This window comes from Archangium violaceum, assembly GCF_016887565.1.
GTDB lineage: Bacteria > Myxococcota > Myxococcia > Myxococcales > Myxococcaceae > Archangium > Archangium violaceum_B.
Genome location: NZ_CP069396.1, coordinates 4,155,654 through 4,179,688, shown reverse-complemented (window position 1 = coordinate 4,179,688; position 24,035 = coordinate 4,155,654). Strand labels below are relative to the sequence as shown.

The 24,035-nt window shown below is 70.3% G+C and carries 23 protein-coding genes; 12 read left to right on the top strand and 11 right to left on the bottom strand.

Annotation, left to right across the window (positions count from 1 at the left end; genetic code table 11):
* Positions 1-257: 257 nt before the first annotated feature.
* Positions 258-3,413: a serine/threonine-protein kinase gene (locus JRI60_RS17315; protein WP_204226968.1), complete on the bottom strand. Its 3,156-nt coding sequence runs from the start codon at positions 3,411-3,413 to the stop codon at positions 258-260.
* Between the two features lie 153 nt (positions 3,414-3,566).
* Here JRI60_RS17315 and JRI60_RS17310 point away from each other — a divergent pair, with 153 nt between their 5' ends.
* The gene (locus tag JRI60_RS17310; RefSeq protein WP_239470572.1) at positions 3,567-3,785 is read left to right on the top strand and encodes a hypothetical protein; all 219 of its coding nucleotides are present in this window, start codon (positions 3,567-3,569) and stop codon (positions 3,783-3,785) included.
* A 15-nt stretch (positions 3,786-3,800) separates the two neighbouring features.
* Positions 3,801-4,163, top strand: coding sequence for a translation initiation factor (locus JRI60_RS17305; RefSeq protein ID WP_204226967.1), 363 nt, complete (start codon positions 3,801-3,803; stop codon positions 4,161-4,163).
* Positions 4,164-4,166: 3 nt separating this feature from the next.
* Here JRI60_RS17305 and JRI60_RS17300 read toward each other — a convergent pair whose 3' ends face one another.
* From JRI60_RS17300 to JRI60_RS17290, 3 genes are read right to left on the bottom strand one after another with little or no spacing between them, the layout of a single operon-like run.
* Complete coding sequence (locus tag JRI60_RS17300; protein WP_204226966.1) at positions 4,167-4,805, bottom strand: hypothetical protein; 639 nt, start codon at positions 4,803-4,805, stop codon at positions 4,167-4,169.
* Positions 4,806-4,854: 49 nt separating this feature from the next.
* Positions 4,855-5,649: a tRNA pseudouridine(38-40) synthase TruA gene (gene truA / locus JRI60_RS17295; RefSeq protein WP_204226965.1), complete on the bottom strand. Its 795-nt coding sequence runs from the start codon at positions 5,647-5,649 to the stop codon at positions 4,855-4,857.
* Between the two features lies 1 nt (position 5,650).
* Positions 5,651-6,808: a serine/threonine protein kinase gene (locus JRI60_RS17290; protein WP_204226964.1), complete on the bottom strand. Its 1,158-nt coding sequence runs from the start codon at positions 6,806-6,808 to the stop codon at positions 5,651-5,653.
* 224 nt (positions 6,809-7,032) lie between these two features.
* On the opposite strand from JRI60_RS17290, the gene JRI60_RS17285 reads away from it, so the two are divergent.
* Genes JRI60_RS17285 through JRI60_RS17270 form a run of 4 tightly spaced genes read left to right on the top strand, consistent with a single transcriptional unit; the run spans position 7,033 to position 10,852 of the window.
* Positions 7,033-8,169: a response regulator gene (locus tag JRI60_RS17285; RefSeq protein ID WP_204226963.1), complete on the top strand. Its 1,137-nt coding sequence runs from the start codon at positions 7,033-7,035 to the stop codon at positions 8,167-8,169.
* A 32-nt stretch (positions 8,170-8,201) separates the two neighbouring features.
* Complete coding sequence (locus JRI60_RS17280) at positions 8,202-8,573, top strand: response regulator (RefSeq protein ID WP_204226962.1); 372 nt, start codon at positions 8,202-8,204, stop codon at positions 8,571-8,573.
* Positions 8,574-8,594: 21 nt separating this feature from the next.
* The gene (locus JRI60_RS17275) at positions 8,595-9,161 is read left to right on the top strand and encodes a GAF domain-containing protein (RefSeq protein ID WP_204226961.1); all 567 of its coding nucleotides are present in this window, start codon (positions 8,595-8,597) and stop codon (positions 9,159-9,161) included.
* 11 nt (positions 9,162-9,172) lie between these two features.
* Complete coding sequence (locus JRI60_RS17270) at positions 9,173-10,852, top strand: chemotaxis protein CheA (RefSeq protein WP_204226960.1); 1,680 nt, start codon at positions 9,173-9,175, stop codon at positions 10,850-10,852.
* Positions 10,853-10,888: 36 nt separating this feature from the next.
* On the opposite strand, the gene JRI60_RS17265 is transcribed toward JRI60_RS17270, so the two are convergent.
* The 6 genes from JRI60_RS17265 to JRI60_RS17240 form a co-directional block, all read right to left on the bottom strand.
* Positions 10,889-11,875, bottom strand: coding sequence for a class I SAM-dependent rRNA methyltransferase (locus JRI60_RS17265; RefSeq protein WP_204226959.1), 987 nt, complete (start codon positions 11,873-11,875; stop codon positions 10,889-10,891).
* The gene (locus JRI60_RS17260) at positions 11,872-13,233 is read right to left on the bottom strand and encodes an amidohydrolase family protein (RefSeq protein WP_204226958.1); all 1,362 of its coding nucleotides are present in this window, start codon (positions 13,231-13,233) and stop codon (positions 11,872-11,874) included. The genes JRI60_RS17265 and JRI60_RS17260 overlap by 4 nt, the downstream gene beginning before the upstream one ends.
* Positions 13,234-13,265: 32 nt before the next feature.
* Entirely contained in the window at positions 13,266-13,688 is a 423-nt protein-coding gene (locus tag JRI60_RS17255) for an MGMT family protein (protein WP_204226957.1), read from the bottom strand.
* A 205-nt stretch (positions 13,689-13,893) separates the two neighbouring features.
* On the bottom strand, positions 13,894-14,880 hold the full coding sequence (locus JRI60_RS17250; RefSeq protein ID WP_204226956.1) for a hypothetical protein: 987 nt from the start codon (positions 14,878-14,880) through the stop codon (positions 13,894-13,896).
* Positions 14,877-16,304 (bottom strand): reverse transcriptase family protein, encoded by a 1,428-nt coding sequence (locus tag JRI60_RS17245; protein ID WP_204226955.1) that lies wholly within the window; start codon positions 16,302-16,304, stop codon positions 14,877-14,879. The genes JRI60_RS17250 and JRI60_RS17245 overlap by 4 nt, the downstream gene beginning before the upstream one ends.
* Positions 16,305-16,579: 275 nt before the next feature.
* Positions 16,580-16,768, bottom strand: coding sequence for a hypothetical protein (locus JRI60_RS17240; RefSeq protein ID WP_204229508.1), 189 nt, complete (start codon positions 16,766-16,768; stop codon positions 16,580-16,582).
* Between the two features lie 120 nt (positions 16,769-16,888).
* Between JRI60_RS17240 and JRI60_RS17235 the strand changes: the two genes are divergently transcribed.
* The 3 genes from JRI60_RS17235 (at position 16,889) to JRI60_RS17225 (ending at position 18,615) form a co-directional block, all read left to right on the top strand.
* Positions 16,889-17,383, top strand: a complete 495-nt coding sequence (locus JRI60_RS17235; protein WP_239470571.1) for a Wall-associated protein precursor — start codon at positions 16,889-16,891, stop codon at positions 17,381-17,383.
* Between the two features lie 133 nt (positions 17,384-17,516).
* Positions 17,517-18,062 carry a hypothetical protein gene (locus tag JRI60_RS53390; RefSeq protein ID WP_239470570.1) on the top strand — a complete coding sequence of 182 codons (546 nt, stop codon included), beginning with the start codon at positions 17,517-17,519 and terminating at the stop codon, positions 18,060-18,062.
* A gap of 301 nt (positions 18,063-18,363) precedes the next feature.
* Positions 18,364-18,615 carry a hypothetical protein gene (locus tag JRI60_RS17225; protein WP_204226954.1) on the top strand — a complete coding sequence of 84 codons (252 nt, stop codon included), beginning with the start codon at positions 18,364-18,366 and terminating at the stop codon, positions 18,613-18,615.
* Between the two features lie 45 nt (positions 18,616-18,660).
* On the opposite strand, the gene JRI60_RS17220 is transcribed toward JRI60_RS17225, so the two are convergent.
* Entirely contained in the window at positions 18,661-19,695 is a 1,035-nt protein-coding gene (locus JRI60_RS17220; protein ID WP_204226953.1) for an aldo/keto reductase, read from the bottom strand.
* A gap of 342 nt (positions 19,696-20,037) precedes the next feature.
* Here JRI60_RS17220 and JRI60_RS17215 point away from each other — a divergent pair, with 342 nt between their 5' ends.
* The 3 genes from JRI60_RS17215 to mdoH are packed head-to-tail and all read left to right on the top strand — an operon-like array spanning position 20,038 to position 24,035.
* A complete protein-coding gene (locus tag JRI60_RS17215; RefSeq protein ID WP_204228976.1) occupies positions 20,038-21,534 on the top strand; it encodes a glucan biosynthesis protein in 1,497 nt (498 codons plus the stop codon).
* On the top strand, positions 21,522-22,004 hold the full coding sequence (locus tag JRI60_RS17210) for a hypothetical protein (RefSeq protein WP_204226952.1): 483 nt from the start codon (positions 21,522-21,524) through the stop codon (positions 22,002-22,004). Before JRI60_RS17215 ends, JRI60_RS17210 begins: the two co-directional genes overlap by 13 nt.
* 15 nt (positions 22,005-22,019) lie before the next feature.
* Positions 22,020-24,035, top strand: a complete 2,016-nt coding sequence (mdoH, locus tag JRI60_RS17205) for a glucans biosynthesis glucosyltransferase MdoH (RefSeq protein WP_204226951.1) — start codon at positions 22,020-22,022, stop codon at positions 24,033-24,035.

Here is a 24,035-nt window from a genome sequence, read left to right as displayed (position 1 = left end):
CGGACCGATTTCACGTAGGCCAGACCATGACCCACACCCACACGGGCGTCCAGAGGCTCATGGCGTTGTGCGACCGAGTGGACGAAGGCCTGGGCTCACGCCGCTTCCGGAACTCGTCGAGATTGATCACTTCGGCTGCCTGGCTCATACAGATGACGTCTCCAATAGCGGAACCATGTCCGCCGTAGCGGACGAACGCAATATCCGTTTTAGCGGATGGGCTGTCAATCCCACCCCCCGGTCATGGTCCAGCCAACCTAACGGCCGCCGTGAGCCTCCAGCCAGGCGGCCACCCGAGCGGCCTCCGGCTCCTGGTGGGCCTGTTGGAGCACCTCGCGCGCCCGTGAGGCCAGCTCCCGCGCGCGCTCCTGCCCACCTCCGGAGTCCCAGAGGGCCCGGGCCAGCAGGAAGCGCAGCTCCGCCGCCTCCTCCGGCCCGATGCGCGGAGAGTCCACCAGTTCCAGCGCCCGCTCCAGCGGAGCCACCGCCTGGGCCGGCGCCCCGAGCGCCATCTGGCTCCTCCCGATACCCGCCAGCGGTCCGAACAGATCCGGGTGCTTCGGCGGGTTCGTCTTCTCCTCGATGGCCAGGGCCCGCTGGTAGTGCTCCAGCGCCTGCCGGTGCTGTCCGCCCGCCAGGTACCAGTCCGCCAGGGCCGCCAGCGCGAAAGCACTGTCAGAGGAGTCCCGGCCCAGCTCCTTGTCCGCCAGGGCGAGGGCTCGCTGCAGGAGGGGCAACGCCTCGGCGCTCTTGCCCCGCGCCCGCAGGGCCTCGGCCAGCTTGACCGACGCGGTGACGACATCGGGGGGAGAGGGCGCCTTGATCCCCTCCGCCACCCGCAGCGCATGCTGGTAGCGCTCCAGCGCCTCGGCCTTCCTGCCCAGCCCCTCCAGGGCATCTCCCGCCTTCATCAGACTGGTCGGCAGCTCCGTGTGCATGGAGCCGAAGGCCTTCGTCCGGATGGCCAGACTCCGCTCGGCGACCTCGAGGCACTCCGCGTACTGGCGCAGGTAGCAGTAGCTGACGCCCATGGAGCCCAACGTCGCGCCCACCTCCGGATGCTCCCGGCCCAGCCCCGCCTCGCGCGCCGCCAGGGCGCCTTGGAAGTAACGCAGGGCCGCCGCGTCATCCCCGAGGTTCTGCGACATGCGCCCCAGGTTGTGCAGCGCGTTGCCCGTCTCCGGATGCGTGGGGCCCAGGGCCTTCTCGTAGATGGCCTGCGCCTGGGCCAGCTGCTGGCGCGCCTCCTCGAATCGGCCCATCTTGGTGAGCGCCGCCCCCAGGTTGTTGTAGGCCGCCGCCACCTCCGGGTGCTCGGGCGGATACACCTTCTGGCGCAGGGCCACCACCCGGCGGAAGTGCTCCAGCGACTCGTCCATCCTGTCCTGGCGCAGGTAGATGGCCCCCAGCGCGTTGAGGACGAAGGCCTCGATGCGGTCATCCCCTCCCATCCGCTCCAGCACCGCGCGGGCATGCTCGGCCCACTCGTGGCCGGACTCGAACCGGGCCTGGAGCATCCCCGAGCGCACCAGGCGCGCGGCGGCCGAGGCGATGACCTCGTCGTGCCCCCCCGCCTCCGCGGCCAACACCGCCTGCCGGAGCGAAGCCTCGGACGCGGCGAAGTCCCCGGCCTTCTCCTCCAGGGCGCCGCGCAGCTCGAGCACCTCCGCCTCCAGCGGACGGTAGTGCAGGGCCTCCGTCTCCTGGGCGAGGGTCCGGATGCGCTCCAGGGCGGGCTTGAACTGGCCGCTGTCGAAGAGGGCCCGGGCCTGGGCGAAGCGCAACCGCAGCCCCTCCACCTTCTCCAGGGTGGCCGGATCCTCCGGTGGGCGGACGGGGGCCCGCAGCGCCTCCACGTTGGCGCACCCGTCCAGGGGAGGCAGCGAGTGGGCCGCCCTGGCCGCCTGATCCACCAGCGCCGGCTCGGCGTGGGCGTAGACGTCGACGAGGGCCTGGAGCGACTGCCGCCGCCGCTCCAGACAGGCCATGCGCAGCGAGAGCACCTCGTCGGACTGCTCGCCGCGGACCCGGGTGGCCTCACAGGCCTCGGTGTGCATGGACACCCAGCCCTGGGCGTAGGTGTCCAGCACGCGCGCCGTGCGCGCCCAGGACTCGTCCGCGTTGGGCTTGCCGGTGGCGTGGAAGACCTGGGCGAGCGCCGCCTGGCGGGGACCGTCCCACAGCCCCTCCATGCGGCGGACGGCCCCCCGGCAGGGAGGCTCGGCAGAGGACCTCATCTGGAGGGGCAACCCCACGGCCAGGGAGAGCAGCAGGAGGCTGGCGGCGGTCACCAGCCAGTACCGCTGGCGCATCGGCAGGGTGTGGCCGAGCGCCTCGAGCAGCGCCGTCATGGAGGGGAAGCGCTGGGAGGGATCCTGATCGAGCCCGCGCAGCACGATGCGCCGCACGCTGGCGGGCACCCGTCCGTCCCGGGGCGGCTCCGGGGTGCGCCAGGTGGAGGGCGGGCCCGGGGTACGGCCAAAGGGCCGCTCTCCATAGAGTGCCTCGTAGAGGGCCACGCAGTAGCTGAACTGGTCCGCCCGCGTGTCGAGGACGCCTCCGCTGTACAACTCCGGCGCCATGTAGGCCGGCGTGCCAATGACGAGTCCCACCCGGGTCAGGGGCGTGTCCAGCGGAGAGCTGCCCCGCTCGGGCCAGGACGCCTCGCTCTGCGGAGGAAGGGGCTCCTCGGTGGCCGACGCCTGGCGGGCCAGGCCGAAGTCCAGCACCCTCACCCGCCCGTCCTTGCCCAGCAGCACGTTGTCCGGCTTGAAGTCGCGGTGCACCAGGCCCGCCGCGTGCGCCGCCGCGAGCCCCTGTCCCGCCGAGACGAAGACCTCCACCACCTCGCGCCAGGGACGTAGCCCCTGCTTGAGCCAGTCGCGCAGCGAGGGCCCCTCCACCAGCTCCATCGCGATGAAGACGCGCTCCTCCCACGTCCCCACGTCGTAGATGGAGATGACGTGGGGATGGGCCAGGCGCGCCAGGGCCTGCGCCTCGCGCAGCAGCCGGGCCTGTCCACCGCTCTTCTCCACCTGGTCGGACTCCACGTGGAGCAGCTTGAGGGCGAGCTTGCGGTCCAGCTCGGGGTCATACGCGGCGTACACCACGCCCATGCCGCCGGACCCCAGCTTCTCCAGCACCATGTAGCGGCCCACCAGCGCGCCGCGCGGGAGCTCCTTGCGGGGAGGGTTCTCGGGCAGCGGCGCCGGTGCTGGCACCACGTTGGTGGGGACCTCCTCGGAGGAGGAGGTGCTCGAGATGCCACTGCGCACCAGCAACGGGTTGCATGCGGGACACCGCTCCGCATGGTCGATGAGCCGCGCGACCTCCGCCTCCGGGAACCGCCCCGAGGCGGCGTCCCGCACGAAGTTCTCCTCGGGGCAGATGCTGTCGATCGGGCTTTCCGCCATTCACTTTTCCCCTGTGCACCCACCATTCTGGCGCGATGCACCATGGATTGGCTACCCGGAAAAAAGGGAAGACGGGCCAGCCCCGGCCCCCGCGAGACGAGTGCCGCGACCGCGCCGGGGTGGCGTAGGCTTCCGGGCCACGAGGAACCGAGAGTGCCCATCGATCCACGCGACCGAATCCCCGATGTGCGAGACGGCCTCACACGCGTGGAGCGCGTCATCCTCCACACGCTGCACCAGCTCCAGGGCGAGCGGGGGGGCCGCAACGTGCCGACGGCCATGCTCTACGGGTACGTCGTCGAGCGCCTCGACATCGGTCCCGACGAGTTCCAGGACATCCTCACGCGCCTCGTCGGGCGCCGGGTTCCCTGAGAGGAGGCGCGAGCCATGACGAAGCAGAAGGACAAGGGCTTCAACAACCCGTTCGCCCGGCTCGAGGGCCTGCGCGACACCCTGCCCTCCACGAAGCCCCAGGTGCGGCGGGAGGACTTCCCCGAGGAGCCTCCGCCCCAGGGTCCCGAGCGCGCGGTGGTGCGGCTCGAGGCCGGCCGCGGCGACAAGGAGGTGACGGTGGTGGAGGGGCTGGGCCTGCCCGGGGCCGAGCTGGAGGCGTGGCTGCAAGCCCTACAGCGGGGCCTCGCCTGTCGTGGCTCGGTGGAGGGCGAGCGGCTGGTGCTCCAGGGAGACCACCGCTTCACGCTGCCCGACCTGCTGCTGCGCCGGGGCGTCAAGCGCGTGGTGCACGGCTGAGCTTCAGGCCGCGGGCTTCTTGGACTCGTCCTCGGGCTTGACCTCCGGGGACTCCGGCGCGGGCGCCTGCCCCTCGACCTTCGCGGCCTCGCGCTGGGCGATCTTCTCACCCGCGCGCTCGGCCTCCCGGAGGAACTCGGCGTACTCGTCCGTCTTCGCGGAGGCCTGCTGCTGGGCCTGTGCCACCTGCGCGCTCGCCTGGGCCCGGCCCCGGATGACGGCCTGGCCGCTGAGCACCGCGCCTCCAGCGAACACGGCCCACTCGAGCAACGTGAGCAGCCAGCCACGCTCCAACCACCCGTCCACGCCATCACGCACGTAGTCGAGCGCGAGGATGAAGCACTGGCCGGTGAACGCGGCCCCGAGCGCGGTGGGCCACGGGCGCAGCTCGATGATGCGGGCCGAGCCGTAGCAGAGCAGGGGCAGTACGGCGAGCACCCACAGGTTCTCCAACGGCAGGGCGATGGCGTACCGGAGGAAGTCGAAGGGCAGCGCCTGGACCCGGTCCATGAGCCGCAGGGTGAGGGCCGCGCTCAGCATGGAGCCGAGCATCAACGCGAGGAAGCCCAGCCCCACGGTGAACTGGAGACGGCGGAGGCGGACGCGCAGCGGTTCGAGGACGGCCTTCTTCGGTGTGCTCACGGGAGCCACAGCCTAGCGCAAGCGCGGGCCGGAGACGCACGGGGAGTCCTCACTCCTCGTCATCCCCGTCCGCCGTGCCGCCCGGGGTGCGAGGAGGCGGGCCTTCTCCATAGAAGACCTCCTCCATGACGAGCCCATGGGCCGGCGCGGTGGGGCCGGCGCGCTTGCGCTCCCTCGCGGCGAGCACCTCGGCCACCCAGGCCTCGGGGCGGCGCCCCTTGCCCACCTCCACCAGGGTGCCCACGAGGTTGCGCACCATGTGCTTGAGGAAGGCGGTGCCCTCGATGGTGAAGGAGAGCTCGTCGCCGGAGGTGCCCTGGACGTCCACCCGGCGCACCTCGCGCATGGCGTGGGCGGCCTGGCAGTCCGAGGCCCGGAAGGCGGAGAAGTCGTGCCGGCCCACCAGGTGCGTGGCGGCGCGTTGCATGGCCTCGACCGCCAGGGGGGAGAAGACCTCCCAGTGGGTGAAGCGGCGCAGGGGCGAGCGCGTGGGCCTGTTGCTCACCCGGTAGCGGTAGCGCTTGCCGTGGGACCAGCGGCGCGGGTCGAAATCCGCGGGCACCTCCTCGGCGCGGACGACGGCGATGTCCTCCGGGAGGAAGCCGTTGAGCCCCTTCCAGTACGCCTTGAGCGGCAGGGTGCGCTCCGTGTCGAAGCACACCACCTGCCCGGTGGCATGCACGCCCGCGTCCGTGCGTCCCGCCGCCTCCACGGCCACCCGCTCACCGAGCAGCTGCTCCAGCGCCCCCAAAAGCCGGGCCTGGATGGAGACCCCGTTGGGCTGCACCTGCCACCCCACGTACCGGGTGCCGTCGTATTCGAGCGTCAGCTTGAGCCGGGGCATGTCAGCGGTACTTGAGCCAGCTCGCGAGGATGTCGCCCACCATGCGACTCACGGGGACGTTGTGCTTGCGGGCGAGCGCCTCCAGGGCCTCCAGCTGCGAGGCGGTGAGGGACACCTGGAGGATGCGCTCGGAGGGGGCCTCCTCCATCTCCGGCTCCGTGGTGGGCGCGGCGGGCACGGCGGGCACGGCCCCGGGGCGCAGGCGCCGCTGCTCCTCCTCCAGCTCGTCGAGGAAGAGCTGCTTGAGGAAGTTGGAGAGGTGGAGGTGGGTGGGAGTGAACTCGTAGGTGTTGAGGAAGCGGTCCAGGTCCTGCTGGAAGTGCCAGGCGGTGGGGTAGCGCTTGTCGCGGTCGCGCTCCAGCGCCTTCATGAGGATGGCCTCCACGGGCTCGGGGATGTCCGCGCGGAAGTACGAGGGCGCGTACACCTTGCCATCGACGATGCTGCGCATGACGGCCACGTCGGACTCGCCGGTGAAGAGCTTGAAGCCGGTGAGCCACTCGTAGAGGACGGCACCCAGGGAGAAGATGTCGCTGCGGTGGTCCAGGGGCTTGCCCAGACACTGCTCGGGGCTGAGGTAGCTGAGCTTGCCCCGCAGCTCGCCCGCGCGCGTCTGCTCCACCCGGTTGGCCGCCTTGGCGATGCCGAAGTCCAGCACCTTCACCGAGCCGTCGAAACACACGAAGATGTTCTCCGGCGTCACGTCCCGGTGGACGATGTTCAGCGGGGCGCCGTACAGGTCCACCTTCTGGTGCGCGTAGTAGAGGCCCTCGCACACGGAGGAGGCGATCTTCAGCGCGTACACCATGGGGAAGGGAATCCCCAGGGACTCGGCCTTGGGGACGACCCGCCTCATGTCCCGGCCGAAGAGGTACTCCATGCCGATGTAGTAGCTGTCACCCACCTTCCCCAGGTCGTGGATCTGCACGATGTTGGGGTGGTTGAGCTGGGCGGCCAGCCGGGCCTCGTTGAGGAACATGCGCACGAAGGCCGACTGCCCGGACAGGTGCGGGCGGATCCGCTTGATGACGACGGGCTTGTCGAAGCCGTCCGGCCCCGAGTGGTGGGCGAGGAACACCTCCGCCATCCCCCCCACGGCGAGGCGGTCGATGAGCGTGTACTGGCCGAACGTGACGGGCGAGCGAGAGGCTGCGGACATCGGAGGGGCGACGATAACTCCCCCAAGGCCCGGGCGGCCAAGAGAGTTCGCGCCCCCGGTCCTTCATGGCCTACTCCGCCCGACATCGTCCGCGAGGAGCCCGCCTGTCGGGTCGAGGTAGGTCCCTTCTGGCGGGCCCCTGCTCCAGACGGAGCCCTCACCTGTTTGACATTATTTGAAGCTCCTGCGATCTCGCTGGGGATGGGCAGGGTCGGAACCGAGTGATGAGCAGCAGTGGGGGGGTGCTCCTCGTCGAGGGCGAGAGCCCATTCCGGATGCTGACCCTCCAGGCGATCCAGGCCGCGGGCCGCGAGTGTTTCGCGGTGGGCGACCTGGCGACGGCCTTGGAGGAGGCGAAGCGGGTACGTCCGCACCTCATCGTCCTGGACTGCGCCTCCATCATGCCGGGCGATGAGCAGCTGCTCGCGCGAGTCGAGGAGCTGCGTCGTCTGACGGGAGCGCCCCTGATCATCCTGGCCGGTCTCGATACTCCCACCGAGTTCATCGAGAGCCTCAGCCGGGTGGGAGGCGAGGACTGCCTGTTCAAGCCACTGCAGACCCGCCAGCTCCAGCTGCGTCTGGAAGCCGCCTCCTCCCCCAGGCCCCCCAGCGCCCATCCCCTCGCACGCTGGGGGGCGAAGACCGTCTCCCTCGTTCATGGAAGGGGGACCTTCGCCCAGCGGACCGGCGAGCTGCTCGAACAGAGTGGCTACCACGTACGCTACGAGTCGCTCGAGGACGAGCGCGCGGCGCGCGAGGAGTCCGGCGTGGATCTGCACATCCTCTGCACCGACTCCCGCGAGGAGCTCGCCCACGCGCTCCAGTTGCGCCAACCAGCGGGGCTTCCCCCGGGGTCGCGCTGGTTCCTCATCTGCACCGAGGGGCCCGGACACCTCGCCACCCATACGGGCGGGACGTTGATCGCCGGTTTCGACATGGCCCGGGTCCTCCCGGAGCAGATCATCCAGAAGGCCAATGCCTGGTTCTCCAGGGCCATCGATGCCCTCCAGCCCGAGGCGCGGGTGCCCTTCTTCTGTCCGGTCGAATACCGCGAGGCGGGCAACATCTTCGGCAGCTGGAGCTCCTGTTTCTCCTATGACCTCAGCCCGGGGGGCATCTTCCTGCGCACGCTCGTGCCGGCGCGACCGGGGGCCGCGGTGGAGCTGAAGATCCACCTGACGACCTTGCGCATGGAGCTGCTCGGCTCGGGGGTCGTGGCGTGGTCCAACGCCTACGCTCCCCGGAAGACCGCTTCCTACCCGACGGGCATGGGCGTGCATTTCCTCGGCATGAGCCCCAGGGGCCTGGCCCAGTTGCGTGAGCTGTGCGGTGTGGACCCCACCGCACGCAAGCCGGTTTGAAACCTTTCAGCGCGGTCAGGAGAACCGTGACGATGACACGAAAGAAGATCCTCCTGGTGGATGACTCGAACACCGTCCTGCTCATGCATCGGATGATGCTGAGTGGCGGCAGCTACGATCTGCTGATCGCCCGGGATGGCGCGGAGGCGGTGGACCTGGCGCTGCGCGAACGACCGGATCTCATCTTCATGGATGTGATCATGCCCCGGATGGATGGGTTCCAGGCCTGCAAGCGGATCCGCGAGAACCCGGAGATGAAGTCCACCCCCATCATCATGGTCACCACCCGTGGAGAGCCCCACAACGTGCGGACGGGCTACGAGAGCGGCTGCACCGACTACATCACCAAACCCTTCGACAAGAGCGAGCTGATGGCCAGGCTGCGCAACCACCTGGGCGAGTAGACATTGACGGATGCACTCTTCATGACCTCGGACCGATCCAAGCTGCGGGCGGAGAACGAGGCCCTGCGACACCAGGTAGCCACCCTGCGCCAGGAGCTGAGGTGCCTCGAGGAGCAGACGTCCCTCCTGGTGAACCTCTGCGTGACCAGCCACCGGCTGCACGAGACGGCCAACCGGCGGGAGCTGCTCGACATCCTCCGCGAGATCATCAACAACATCGTCGGCTCGGAGGAGCTGGGAATCTTCGAGCTCGACGCGAAACGCTCGGCGCTGAGCCTGGTGCACTCGATGGGGATCGACCCGGCGGGCTTCCAGTCCATCCCCCTGGGCTCCGGTGTCATCGGGCACACGGCACTCACCGGAAAGACATTCATCGCGAGCGATGGCGCATGTCCCACGGTCACCGGGCTCGAGCCGGGGCTGACCGCCTGCATCCCGCTGCGCTGCTTCGGCGGCCACGTCTGGGGGGTCATCGCCATCTTCGGAATGCTGCCGCAGAAGCCCGCGCTCAAACCCGAGGACCGGGAGCTCTTCGCGCTGCTGGAGCGGCAAGCCGGCATGGTCCTCGCCATGACCCGGCCCGACTGAGAGCCCTCCCGATGGAATTCGATCACGACGCGCTCCTGAATGCCTTCCTCCTCGAGTGCGATGAGCTTCTCTCCCTCATGGAGGAGCAGCTCATCGGCCTGGAGCAGGAGCCGGAGCAGCCCGAGCGGCTGCAGACCATCTTCCGCGCGGCCCATACCCTCAAGGGCAACGCCACGTGTGTGGAGCTCCCCGCCTTCGCCGAGTTCGCGCACGGGGTCGAGGATCTGCTCGAGCGCCTGCGCACCGGGGCGCTCGCCGCGTCACACGAGGTCGTCTCCCTCCTGCTCTCGGCCGTGGATGCGATGCGGGAGCTCCGCCGACAGATCCCTGGCAAGCAGGTGGTGCTGACCCCCCATCACCGCGGACTGATGGGGGTCATGGCCGGATGGGCTCGAGATGCGTCGGCGGACGGAGCGCCGGCCGTCGACGTGAAGACGGCCTCCTCCGCGAGCCCTCCGCCCGAGCCCTCCGGACGCAAGCTCCTCGCCGAGGAGGAGCGGGCCCGGAGCCTCCGGGTGGGCATCAACAAGCTCGATCGGATGCTGGATCTCCTCGGAGAGCTCTCCATCGCCCAGGAGGGGGTGGCGGCGCTGGTCGAGGGGGGACACTCGCGGGAGGAGCTGCGGGAGGCGACCCGCGCGGGCGAACGCCTGCTGCGCGAGCTTCAGGAACTGGTGATGAAGGTGCGGATGGTGCCGCTCGGCCCCACGTTCCGCCAGTACGTGCGCACCGTGCGAGACCTGGCCGAGGCTCGGGACAAGCAGGTCGAGCTCGTCTTCGAGGGCGAGGACGTGGAGATGGACACCGCGGTGGTCGACAACGTGCGCGATCCGCTGCTGCACATGCTGCGCAACGCCATCGACCATGGCATCGAGACCCCGGCCGTGCGGCGGACGCGGGGCAAGCCCGCCACCGCACGCATCACGCTCCGTGCCTCCCACGACTCCGGCGGCATCCTCATCGAGGTCATCGACGACGGAGCGGGCCTCGACAAGGCGCGGATCATCGAGCGGGCCCAGGCCCTCGGCCTCGCCCGGGAGCCCGAGAACCTGCCGGAGGAGGAGCTCTTCTCGCTCATCTTCGCGCCGGGCTTCTCCACCGCGCGGGAGATCACCCCCATGTCCGGCCGGGGCGTGGGAATGGACGTGGTGCGCCGCAACGTGGAAGCCCTGCGGGGCAAGGTCTCCGTCCAGAGCCGGGAGGGACACGGGGTGACGATCACCCTCCGGCTCCCGCTCACGTTCGCCATCATCGACGGGTTCATGGTGGGCGTCGGCCCGGACACGTACGTCATCCCGCTCGACGCCGTCCAGGAGTGCATCGAGCTGCCCGCGAACGCACGGGGACGGACCGGAGAGCGCGCGGGCGTGCTGAACCTTCGGGGAGAGCCGCTCCCCTTCCTCAGGCTGCGTCACCTCTTCTCGCATGACGAGGCGGAGGCGCCTCCCCGGGAGAGCATGGTCATCGTCCAGCACCCGCAGGGCAAGGTCGGGCTGGTCGTGGACACGCTCCTCGGGGAAGGCCAGACGGTCATCAAGCCCCTGGGGTCGATGTTCAAGGACCTCCCCTGCATCTCCGGGGCGAGCATCCTGGGCAACGGACGGATCGCGCTGATCCTCGACGTCACCGCCATCCTGCGCGAGGCCACCCGGAGGCCCTCCGCGCCCGGCTCGCTCGCCACACCCGCCTGACGCCCACCCGGGTGCCAGGGACGAGCCGCCGCGAGCTCAGGAGAGCTCGAGCACCCGCACCTTCAAGGCGGCCGGGTGCTCGGGGGAGGCGGGGAAGTCCACCGGCGAGGGACCCAGCTGGTGCACCCCCCTGCCCTTGCGGCCGGCCCGGGACACGCCTTCCGTCACCATGGCGTCGAAGCGGCGGGACTCCAGGGTGGCGAGGTTGCAACACGCCACCAGCCGGCCCCCGGGAGCCACCAGGCGGGCGGAGGCCTCGGCCAGGTTGGCGTAGTCCCGCGCGGCGGAGAAGCGGCTGGTGCGCGTGGTGGCGAACGAGGGCGGATCCGCCACCACCACGTCGAACGTCTCCCCCTTGCGCGTCAGGCGCCCGAGCCAGTCGAAGACGTCCCCCGCCACGTAGTCATACCGGTCCACCGGCTGTCCGTTGAGGCGCGCGTTCTCCTCACCCCAGTCCAGCACGCGGCGGCTGGCGTCGATGTTGAGGACGCGCTTCGCCCCGCCCGCGGTGGCCGCCACGCCAAAGCCGCACGTATAGGAGAAGAGGTTGAGCACCGTGAGGCCTCGCACCTCCCCGGCCAACCACACCCGCGTGTCGCGCATGTCCAGGTAGAGGCCCACCGAGAGTCCCTGCCCGGGACGGATGAGGAAGCGCAGCCCGTTCTCCAGCGCCACCAGCGACTCCACCGACTCGCCGCGCGCGGCCACCTCGGGGGCGAGCTGCTCCTTCGCCACGTTGGCCAGGTGGCGTGCCTCCCGGGGCCTGCGCTTGAGGTACACGCTGCGCGGCGCCCAGGCCGCTTCCACCGCATCCAGCAGCGCCACCTCCTCGGCTGGCATGAAGTCCCGGTAGAGACTCACCACGTGCACGTGCTCGAAGACGTCCACCGTCACGTCCGGAACGCCATCTGGCGCGCCGTTGATGAGCCGGAAGGCGGTGGTGCGCGGGTCCTCTCGCAGCGGCGCGCGCCGCTCCCGGGCCTCGCGGAGCACGTCCGCGAGAGAGGCGGTGCGCGGGCTCATCCTCCGCTCACCGGGCCCCCGGGTGTCTCGGCCTCCCAGGCTCGGGCACGCGCCCGCACGTCGGAGAGGACGCGGGCGGCCTCTTGCGCCAGCTCCACCTCGTCCACGCCCAGCAACTGCCCCTCGCGCACGGTGACGCGCCCGTGGACGATGTTCCACGCCACCCGGGAACGTCCGATCTGCCCCAGCAGATGCGGGGCCTGCCCGCTGTCCGACTCTATGGACGGCACGCAGTCGAACACCACCAGGTCCGCCAGCCGCCCCTCCTCCACCGCGCCGGAGGGCACGCCGAAGAGACGCGAGCACACCTCCGCCGGGCCGTCCGCGAAGAGCTGCACCAGCACGCCGTCCGGGTCCACCAGCCGCGAGCCCCGCGCCGCCCCCACCGCCGTCACGAGCGCGGCGGCCAGCGCGTCCCAGAGGTTGCCATGCCCACCACTGCCCAGCCCCATCAGGTTCTGGCGCCCGAGCAGCGTCTCCAACGCCCGGCCACTGGGCTCGACGAGGAGCGCCGCCCCGGGGCCGAGCGCCACGCACGTGCCGGACTGGGCCAGGCGGATGGACTCGGCGTCGTCCACCGAGCGCGCGTACGCGGCCACCGAGAGCGGCCCGAGCAGCCCGAAGGACTCCAGCCGGTGCACCACCCGCTGGCCGTGGTGCTCCCAGGTGGTGGCGAGGTCATGGTCGCCCTCGGAGAGGTGGAAGACGACGGGCGCGCCGGAGACCTCGCGCAGCACGCCGAGCCTGCGCAGCAGCGAGTCCCCGCTCGTCCACGAGGCGTGGAAGCCGAGCGCGCCGCGCACCAGCGGATGGGCGCCCCGGCGGCGAACGAAGTCGGCATTGGCCTCGGCCTGGGCGTCGGCATGGGGGGCACCGTCGAGGCTGTGGGTGGCGTGGCTCGACACCAGCCGCAGGCCGAGCCGCTCCGCCGCGCGCGCCTGGGCCTCGAGCCCGCCGGCCACGTCTCCCGGACAGGACAGGTGCTCCACCGCCAGGGTGACGCCCGAGTGCAGGGCCCGGGCCATGGCGTACAGGGAGAGCACCTCCACGTCCCCGGCGGTGAGGCGCGCGGCCAGGCGCCGCTCGTATTCCATCCGCGCCTGGGGCGGGTGCAGGAGGACCTCTCCCGAGGCCGGTGAGAGCAGATCGCCCACCAGGTGGGAATGGCAGTCCACGAGACCGGGAAGCACCAGCCGTCCGCGGCAGGAGACTTCCCAGTCCCCGGGGAGCACGGGCACCTCGGCGTCGGGAGCGACCCGGCGGATGAGACCATCCTCGATGACGATGGCCATCCCGGAGCGCCCCCGGCCGTCCGCGCGGAAGATGGAACAATTCTTGAGGACCAGGCGGCCTTCCATGAGGGCGCGAGTATATGACGCCCCTGGAGGCCTCAGAACAGGCGCAACTGGGACTTGTCCTCTTCTTCCTTGCTCGGGGCGCGCGCCGGCAGCGGGGTGAAGCCGTGCTTCACCGCCCACTCCTTGTCGGGCCCGCCCCAGCGGAAGCGCTCCAGGAGCACCTTCCCCTTCTCGTCGAACTCGACCCCCTCGGCCACCAGCAGCTCCCGCTGGTTGTACCCCTGGGTGCTGATGCCTCCCGAGCGGTTGATGACGCGCTGCCAGGGCACCTTGGCGGCGCGCGGCCCCAGGTCGCCCATCGCGAGCCCCACGATGCGCGCATCGCAGTCCCCTCCGACGATGAGCGCTACATCGCCGTAGGTCGTCACCTTGCCCCGAGGCACCTGCTCGACGACCTGGTAGATGCGCTCGAAGAACCTTCGCTCCTGCATTGTGATGGTGATGGTGGTGGACATGTCTTCTCCAGTAATGTCCACGGTACTACCTCATGGAACGGGTGGCTGGGAAGTCGGTACTACGTCCGCCGTCCTGTTCCCGACCCGACGCGGAGAGTCATGGCTCCCCTGCCCGCCCGGCCGGAATGAACGGAGTCCACGTCTGTCCGGAAAGCGACGAACCGGGCCAGAGGGGGGTCCCCCCGGCCGAGCAAGCCTCACGTCCTCAGAACTTCAGCCCGTTGCCCAGCCGCTTGCGGAGGGGTTCGAGCGACTTCGAGGAGAAGCCGATGTCGCGCAGGTCCAGGTGGCGCAGCGCCGGCAGCGCCTTCGGGGAGCGGAAGGCCAGTGCCCCCTCCAGCTCCAGCTCGGTGTTCGCCAGCTCCAGGCGTTTCAGGTTCACCAGCGTCTTGCTGGCCGCGAGCGCCTCGGCGCCTTCGTCCGTGAGCGCATTGCGGTTGAGGGCGAGCAGCTCCAGGGACTGGAGCGGCTTCGCGCGGGCCAGCGTGCTGGCGCCCTCGTCGGAGAGGCCCGTGGCCGACAGGTACAGACACACCAGCGGGAAACGGGACTCCGCGAGGGCCTCGGCGAGCTCGTCTCCGGGCCCGTCATTTCCCGTCAGGCTGAGCGAGCGCAAGCCGGTCAACACCACGCTCTGGGCCACCGCGGCCACTCCGTCCGGGTCCACGTCCTGGAGCACCAGCGCCTCCAGGCGTCCGGCATGCGCGGCCGAGGCCAGGAGACGGACCGCCTCGTCCACGCCCCCGCCCTCTCCCGTCAGCTTCAGCCAGCGGACCTGCTCGAACCACGGCCGCGCCGCCGCCTTCGCCAGCCCCTCGCCGTCCTCGACCTCGACGCGCAACCGGTGGATGGGCTCGAGCGCGAGCAGCGTCTCCCCGTGCTCGGAGAGCGCCTTCTCGGAGAGGGACACCTCCTCGACGAAGCCCCGGCCGTGCTGGAAGAAGGACGCGCCCAGGGCCTCCAGCCCGGACCTCCACTTCTTCCCGTGCTGCCGCTGAAGCGCGTCCACCTGCTTGCGCAGGGTGAGCCTCTGCGCTGGATCCAATCCCCGGCCGGCGAGCGCCACCTGCGCCCGGATGAGCTCGGCGCGCGGGGCGTCATCCGCCTGGATGACCTCCGCACAGGCCAGACGGGTCTCCACATCGTCCGGGTGGGCGGCCACCCGGGCCAGCAGCTCGCGAAGAGGGTTCATCGGCCGAGCAACTCCTTCACCTCTCGCTGCCAGCGCGCGCCCAGCTCCGGGTGCACCATGCGCACGTAGGCCGCGTAGCCCTCGAGCCAGCGTTCGAAGTCCGGCCGTCCCCTCGCCTGCGAGGCCACTCCGTGCCGCCGGCAATTGGCGAGGATGGCCTTGAAGCGCCGCCGCTCCTCGCGCGGGATGGAGACCTTCTGGTTCACCGTGAGACCCGTCACCCGCTGGCGCGAGCCCTGGCGCATCACCCGCCGCTTCGGACCGTTCTCGGTGAAGCCCTCCTGCTGGAGGATGGCGTTGATCCACCAGAAGAAGCGGCCCAGCCGCTCGGGAGGCGCGCGGAAGGAGAAGGACAGGTCATCCGCGTAGCGCGTGTAGGTGGCGCCGAACTTCGTGGCCAGCGCGGTGAGGCGCGCGTCCATGCGGCGGCACACCAGGTTGGCGATGGCCGGAGAGGTGGGCGCCCCCTGCGGCAGCGCGCCCGGCCACACCACCGTCCCGTCCGGCAGCTTCGGGCGATGCGTGGTCAGCCCGGCGAGCACTCCGGCCACCTCCTCGCCATAGCCGTGCACCTGGAACAGGCCCTTCACCCGGCGGTAGTGCACCGTGGGGAAGAAGTCCTCCAGATCCACCCGCAGCACCACCGTGGAGCCCACGTGCGGCCCGGCGTTGCTCACCGTGGAGCGCCCCTCGATGAAGCCGTGCGCGGCCGGGTGCGGCGTCATGCGCGCGAGCACCTGGTCGAGGAGCGCCCGCTGCACCTCCTTGAGCTTCTGGCGCGGCGCCGAGATGCGGCGTACCCCACCCGAGCGCTTGGGCACCTCGAACTCCACGTAGCCCGAACCCGCCTCGGTGCCCGGACGCATCAGCGCGTCCAGCTCGGACTCGTCCACGCCCACCAGCTTCGCCACGTCGGCCCGGGTGCTCAACCTGGGCAGCTCGCCCGAGGTGGGCGGTGGACGCTTCATGCTCCCGGACCAGCCCTGGGTCTCGTACCGGAAGAGGCCGAAGTACCAGCCAGTCGGGTTCCATCCGCCCACGCTCCTGCGGCCGTGGTGGCGGGAGGGCGCCACCCGGCTATCCGGTGGCGCCACGTCCGCGAGCCCCAGCTTGCGCACCGCGGCCCGAGCCGCCGAGGCCACACGCGAGTCCGCGTCCTTCACCCGCGAGCGGAGATGCCGGGCGGCCACCGTGCCGGAGAACATGAGCGGGAGCTGCCGCACCCCCTTCGAGCGCTCGCGCGGATCCACGCTGCGCAGCCTGCTCTCGACGGGCTCCTTCCACGAGCGGCTCACGTAGAAACGGGCCACCTCGTACTCGGCCAGGCCCTGGTGGCGCTCCAGCAGGTCGGTGATGCGATCGAAGTTCGCGTCGGGGTCCGCCAGCAGGGGCTTGAGTTCGAGGAGGAGGCTGGCGAGGTTCATGCTGTGCACCTGGAGAGGCCACGCGAGAAAACGAGTGCTCCTGGAGCCACCGCCACCTGCACGGCAGAGGCAGACGAGGTCAGGGTAGCCCGCCAGGCGGACCTCGTACTGCGTCGTTCTTCAATGGGTAACGTCAGCAGCCGCGACGTGACATCGCGGACGGAAGGCTGGCTGCACGCGACCCCAGGAGCACCGGGGGGAAGCTCACCACAACCCGGGCGGGGTGGGAAGGGCCATCGCCAGGGATGACCCGGCCGCGCGCTCCTGGGGTCCTGTCAAGAGACGAGCTTCGAGCCGATGAAGCGCAGGAGCGACGAGAGCCAGACCAGGGCGTAGGCGAGCGGAGGACTCTTGCCGGAGGCGATCTTCGTCACCTCGTTCCAGTCATCGGCTCCTGGAGCCGGGGGCTCCGAGCGCTTCAAGAACTTCGTCGAGCGGCACGGGCTGACCAACATGGTGCTCACGCCCACCGAGCAGTTCGTGTGGGACCCTGCCCATCTCGGACCCGCCCCCCTGCCGACCTCGTAAGCCGGACTTCCCGGCTGACGCAAACCATCGCATGCACACCAGGTGAGACGTCACTGGTGTGCAGCTGCAAGCAGGGAATGGTGAGTGCCTGCGTGGCACTCGCGGGGGATGATGCGCGAAAGGCCGCACAGGTATTGGACGAGGTGCAGGATGCACTGGAGCAAGCCTCGCGGATGGAGGGGAAGGACGACGAGAACAAGAGGCAGCAGCTCCAGGCGGCGGCGGACTCCTTGTCCCAGGCGCTGGGGTCCTCCGAACCTCCCCAGTGCAACGGCCAGGAGCACCACCTCATCTCCCGGTCCATTGCCAAGAGGCTTTCGAAACACCCCACTCTCAAAGGGCTCTACAAACCCCGGGACCCGCGCTTCGTAGCTCGAGCCAAGGACGAGGAGTCACACTGCGGCTACCAGGAGTGGCACCGCAAGGTGGACGAGGAGGTCATCAACTGGCTCGACAAGTACTCCAACGCCACGCCCAAGGAGTTCATGGACAAGCTGCGGGAGATCTACAGTCGCCCCGAAATGCGAGCGAGGTTCCCCCATGGATTCTGAAGCAACCACCTCCCCGCGATTTTTCGTCCTGACAAAGGGTGACATCGGGTCGCGTTACGATACCGATGCTGACACAGTCGAGCCCGACAACACCTCGGATGATGCGCCTCGCTGCCCTCGGTGTGGTGGCATCATGGGCGCACTGCTCTGGCTCCCCCCCTACCGGGTCGAGTTGGAACTGCACGGAGAGGAACTCGGGGACTACATCCGAGGCCCTGGGTACGAGCGGCTCATTTCCGAGCGGTTCGCGGAGGCCTTCCGCTCGGAGGGGCTCATCGGCCTGGAGGGCTTCCACCCCGTCGAGGTCCTCCGGGTGCGCTGCATGAGGAAGAGGCCTCGCAAGCCCCTCACCGTGCCCCGCTACTACGTCGTCTGGCCCTGCTTCGGCCGGGGGGCGGTGGACCTGGTGCTCAACCGCGTGCGCTTCTCCAAGCCTCCCACGTGCACGGAGTGCCGCTCGACGGGCATCGACGCCATTCACGGCTTCGTCCTGGAGCCGGGAACCTGGGGCGGTGAGGACATCTTCCGCCCCCGGGGTATGCAGGGAGACATCGTCGTCTCCGAGCGCTTCAAGAACTTCGTCGAGCGGCACGGGCTGACCAACATGGTGCTCACGCCCACCGAGCAGTTCGTGTGGGACCCCTCCAACCTCGGGCCCGCCCCCCTGCCGACCTCGTGAGCCGAACTTCCGAGGGAATCGAACCTCCCAGGAACATTCCCAGGAAACTCCGGCGGGGGTACTTTCGATAATCCCCGGACGACACAGACGTGTCCGCACTCCTTTTGTATCCCCCGCCCCCGGAGGGCACATGCGGGTTGGAAATTCCGGTTCCCTTCCTTCCATCAGACTGGGAAATCTCGCCACCTCGGCCCTCCGCTCGGCGGGGGAGATCCTGGGGAAGGTGGTCCGCTCCGGCAGTCAGAACGGCTTCGAACCGACTGGCGGCGGTCCTCCCACCGCGACGGGAGGCGCCTCGAACTTGAGCAGCCCGCCTGCCTATCTCGGGACGAAAACCTCCCTGGCGCCAGCCCAAGGCTTCGACATGCGGGCGCTGGTCGCGAACCAGCTGGGGGAGGACACGGCGAAGCTCTTCGACCAGCTCCCGCCGGCTCAGCAGAAGGAGCTGGCCATGCAGGCCATGCTCCAGCGATTCAACAGCAACCTCGTGACGAACATGCTCCAGTCCTTGCACGACATGAGCAAGTCCATCGCCCAGAACACGCGGTACTGATGGGAAGCGCCTCCGCTGTCTCCATGACGGAGGCGCTCCCCTGCTTCAGCGCGTCGGGAACGGGTTCCGCTCCACGAACTGCCGCTGGTGCCAGTAGGGGTAGGCCGAGGGCGTCGCGCTGGCCGCGTCGAGCTTCGCCACCTGCTCCGGCGTGAGGTTCCAGCCGATCGCGCCCAGGTTCTGGCGCAGCTGCTCCTCGTTGCGCGCTCCGATGATGACGTTGGCCACCGTCGGCCGCTGCAACAGCCAGTTCAGGGCGATCTGCGGCACCGTCTTGCCCGTCTCCTTCGCCACCTCGTCCAGCGCATCCACGACCCGGTAGAGGTGCTCCTCGGGAACCTGTGGGCCGCCGCCAGCCGTCATGGCGTTCCGCAGACGCGTGCCCTCCGGCAGCGGCTGGCCGCGCCGGATCTTCCCCGTCAACCGTCCCCACCCCAGCGGGCTCCACACCACCGCGCTCACCTTCTGGTCGACTCCCAGCGGCATCAGCTCCCACTCGTAGTCGCGCCCGACGAGCGAGTAGTACGCCTGATGGGCCACGTAGCGCGCCAGGTTGTACCGATCCGACACGGCCAGTGACTTCATCAGGTGCCAGCCCGAGAAGTTCGAGCAGCCGATGTAGCGGATCTTCCCAGCCCGCACGAGATCGTCCAGCGCGTTGAGCGTCTCCTCCACGGGCGTGACGGCATCGAAGCCGTGGAGCTGGAACAGGTCGATGTAATCGGTGCCCAGCCGGCGCAGGGCCGCCTCGCAGGCCCGGATGAGGTGGTAGCGCGAGGAACCCACGTCATTGGGGCCCGGACCCGCGCGGAAGGTGGCCTTCGTGGAGATGATCACCCGCTCCCGACGGCCCTTGATCGCCTGGCCCAGGATCTCCTCGGCCGCACCGCCCGAGTACACGTCGGCCGAGTCGAACATGTTCAGCCCGGCGTCGAGCGAGATGTCGACGAGCCGGGTGGCCTCCTTCACGTCGCTGCTCCCGAAGCCCTTGAAGAACTCGTTGCCGCCACCAAAGGTCCCCGTACCAAGACTGAGCACGGGAACCTTGAACCCCGAACCACCAAGTTGTCTGAATTCCATGGGGTGTCCTTTCTATTCACGCCCTCGCGCCACCGCACGATGAGCGCATTCTCGGGGTGTAGGAGCCCTGGAAACCCGCGTTGTGGACCAGGCGAACAGTTCCAGCCTCACCGCTGTTGCCATGCTCCACACCCCTCCGCCCCACCCCACTCCCGGGGTCATGGGAAGGCGGCCCGCCAACCCAGCGAAATCGTTTGCTTCGCAAGGGGACCCGGGTCCGGGGCAGGTGCGCTCCCGTGAACACTCCGGGGCTCCGAAGGGCCCCGCCTGAATGGCACACGGGTTGCTGACGGGCTTTCGCCGCGGCGGAACCCGCCAGGAAAGGACACGGGAGTGAAGTCGATGAAGTGGGCTGTACGAAGGGCCCGAGAGCTGTGTGCGCTCGGGACACTGTGGGCGATGGTGGCCGGGGCGAAACCGGCCTTCACTCCCGAGACCGTACGGGAGCGGGCCCGCGAGCTGGCCAGCCGCCCCTACCAGGCCCCGGCCTCGACGCTCCCGCCCGCCTACGCGCAGCTCTCGTACGACCAGTACCGGGACATCCGCTACCGCCCCGAGCGCGCCTGGTGGCGCGACGCCGGCCTGCCCTTCCAGGCCCAGTTCTTCCACCCGGGCTTCCTCTACACCTCGCCCATCCGCCTGCACGAGGTGGAGGGGGGTGAGGCGAAGCCGGTGCGCTTCTCGCCGGACCTCTTCACCTATGGCTCGCTGGTGAAGGAGCTCAAGCCCGAGCCCGTGGACGGCTTCGCGGGCTTCCGGCTCACCCACCCGCTCAACCGGCCGGACCACTTCGACGAGGTGGTGTCCTTCCTGGGCGCCAGCTACTTCCGCGCCCTGGGCCGGGGCAACGTGTACGGGCTGTCCGCCCGCGGGCTGGCCATCGACACGGCGCTCCCCGAGGGCGAGGAGTTCCCCTCGTTCCGTGAGTTCTGGCTGGAGAAGCCCGCCCCCGGCACGGACCGCGTCGTGGTGCATGCCCTGCTGGACAGCCCGAGCGTCACCGGCGCCTACCGCTTCGTCATCATCCCCGGTGAGCGGACGGTGGTGGAGGTCGAGGCGACGCTCCACGCACGCAAGGCGGTGAAGCGGCTCGGGGTGGCGCCGCTCACCAGCATGTACCTCTTCGGGGAGAACGACCGGGGCACCTACGACGACTTCCGGCCCGAGGTGCATGACTCGGACGGGCTCGTCCTGTGGATGAAGAATGGCGAGCACCTGTGGCGCCCGCTGCAGAACCCGGCCCGGCTGAGTGTCTCCAGCTTCCAGGTGGAGGGCCTGCGCACCTTCGGCCTGTTGCAGCGCGATCAGTCCTTCCCCAACTACGAGGACCTGGAGGCGCGCTACGACAAGCGTCCCGGCGTCTGGGTGGAGCCGGTGGGCGACTGGGGCCGCGGCTCGGTGCAGCTGGTGGAGATTCCCACGCCGCAGGAGGTGCACGACAACATCGTGGCCTTCTGGGTGCCCGAGGCGCCCTTCGCCCCCGGCGCCGAGCTGCGCCTCGCGTGGAAGCTGCACTGGGGGAACGCGCCGCCCGTGCGCCCCACCGTGGCCGTCACCACCTCCACGCGCATCGCCTCGGGTGGCACGGCGAGCGCCCGGCGCTTCGTCCTCGAGTTCTCTCGCGGTGGCCCCGAGGGAGCGGGGCCGGTCGAGCCGGTCATCACGGCCTCGAAGGGCCAGGTGCTCCACCCCATCGCGCAGCGCAACGACGTCACCGGCGGCTGGCGGGTCACCTTCGAGCTGGTGCCACAAGCCGGTGCTCCCGCCGAGCTGCGCTGCTTCCTCCGACGCGGATCCGCAACCCTCACCGAGACATGGAGTTACCTATGGACACCGTGAAGAAGCCGACCTCCCCCACCCGCTCCCCGGACACCCGCGCGGCGCTCGACACCTTCTTCCGGTCCTTCGGTTTCACCCAGGACGGTGACCTGTCCCTCCTGGCGGAGTGGACGCTCGGCGCTTCCGGTGCGGAGCCCCGAGACGCCCTGGCCCTCGCCCAGGCGCGGATGGAGGACTGGCTGGCGCGGGCACTCGGTCCGTCCCACGCGGGCGGCGGCGCGCTGCTGGCGCGGGGCCGCGCGGCCTTCGTGCTGTGCGACGGTGCGCGCTGGGGCGCCGGAGTCCTCACCCAGGGACCGGCCCCGGTCCCCGTGGAGCTCGCGCGGGCCATGCGCGCCTCCGTGCCCGTCCCCGCTCCCCTGCCGCTCCCCACCCCCATGCCCGAGCAGCAGCTGGTGCTGTGGCCCCTGGGAGAGCTCTTCCGCCGCTGGTGGCGCGCGGGCGAGCCGGACGTCTCCATCTCTCGCTGAGGCTCGGGAGCTCTCATGTACGCGCATTCCTTCTCTCCCGGCTCCGCCGGGCTCCGCCGGGCGTGTGTGCTCGGCCTGACCGCGCTCTCCACCCTCGTCGCGGCGTGGGAGATGCTCCGCCTGCTGAGCGTCAAGGGCCACACCGTGCCCGAGCTGCTCATGTCGGGCCTCTTCATCCTCTGCTTCGCGTGGATCTCCCTGTCCTTCTGGGCGGCGGTGGCGGGCTTCCTCCAGCTCGCGCTCGGCCGGCGGCTGCCCGGCCTGCGGTGGCCGGACGCCCAGGAGGAGGCGGCCCCGCTCAAGCGCCGCACCGCGGTGGTGATGCCCATCCACAACGAGGATCCGGCGGCGGTCTTCGCCAACGTGCAGGCCACCTACGAGTCGGTGGCGGCCACGGGGCAGCTGGACTCCTTCGACTTCTACGTGCTGAGCGACTCCACGCGCGCCGAGGCCTGGGTGGCCGAGGAGCTGGCATGGGCGGACCTGTGCCGCCGGGTGGGCGGACAGGGGCGCATCTTCTACCGGCGGCGCTCGGACAACACGGGGAAGAAGGCGGGCAACCTCGCCGACTTCTGCGAGCGCTGGGGCCGCCGCTACGACTTCATGGTGGTGCTGGACGCCGACAGCCTCATGTCCGGCGACACGCTGGTGAAGATGGCCCGGCTGATGGAGCTCAACCCGCGCGTGGGCATCCTCCAGGCCCCGCCGCAGCTGGTGGGACGGGCCACGCTCTTCGCCCGCCTGCAGCAGTTCGCCGGCCGGGTGTACGGGCCCGTGGTGGCCGCGGGCGCGGCGGCCTGGCAGCTCGGGGAGTCCAACTACTGGGGCCACAACGCCATCCTGCGCGTGACCGCCTTCACCGAGCACTGCGGGCTGCCCGTGCTGCCGGGACAGCAGCCCTTCGGCGGCCACATCCTCAGCCATGACTTCGTGGAGGCGGCGCTGATGCGGCGCGCCGGCTACACGGTGTGGCTGGTGCCGGAGCTGGGCGGCAGCTACGAGCAGCCCCCTCCCCACCTGCTGGCCTACGCGCAGCGCGACCGGCGCTGGTGCCAGGGCAACCTCCAGCACCTGCGGCTCGTCCTCGCAGGCGGGCTGCACCCCTTCAGCCGGGCGCACTTCCTCATGGGCGTGATGTCCTATGTGGCCTCGCCGCTGTGGCTGCTCTTCCTGGGGTCCGGGCTGGTGGCGGCGCTGCACGATGGGTTCGTGGAGCCGGAGTATTTCCCGGCCCACCGCACGCTCTTCCCGGTGTGGCCCACGTTCGACTCGGAGGGCGCGCTGCGGCTGATGACGGCGTCCCTGGCCATGCTGCTGCTGCCCAAGGTCCTCGGGCTCGTCCTGGCCCTGGCGAGCCGGGAGCAGGCGGCGCTCATGGGAGGCCGGGTCCGCCTGGTGCTGAGCGCGCTGGTGGAGAGCGTGCTGTCCACGCTGCTCGCGCCGGTGATGATGCTCTTCCAGTCGCACTTCGTCTTCGGCACGCTGCTCGGCTACCGGGTGTCCTGGACGAGCCAGCAGCGCGACGACGAGGACCTGCCCTGGGCGGAGGCGGCGCGGCGCCATGCGGTCCACACGGCGGTGGGCGTGGTGCTGGCGGCCGTGGCCTTCCTCGTGTCCCCGGGACTGCTCCCGTGGCTGTCCCCCGTGGTGGCCGGGCTGTTGCTGTCCATCCCGCTGTCGGTGTGGACGGCGCGTGCGTCCCTGGGCTCGTGGGCGGCACGGCACGGCCTGTTCCTCATCCCCGAGGAGTCGGCCCCACCGCCGGTGGTGGCCCGGGCGCTCGAGCTCACCGGGCGGGAGCTGGAGCCGGTGGGAGACGGGCTGGAGCGGGTGCTGAAGGATCCGCGCGCGCACGCGTTGCATATGGCCCTGCTGGCGTCCTCGCCGGGCATCGACGTGACGCCGCTCGCGCTCGCCTCGGCTCGCCGCAAGCTGCTGGAGGGGCAGCCGGAGCAGCTCTCCGCGAACGAGAAGGTGGCGGTGCTGCTGGACGCGGAGACGCTCGAGCAGGCGCGGCTCCGGTACGCGTGA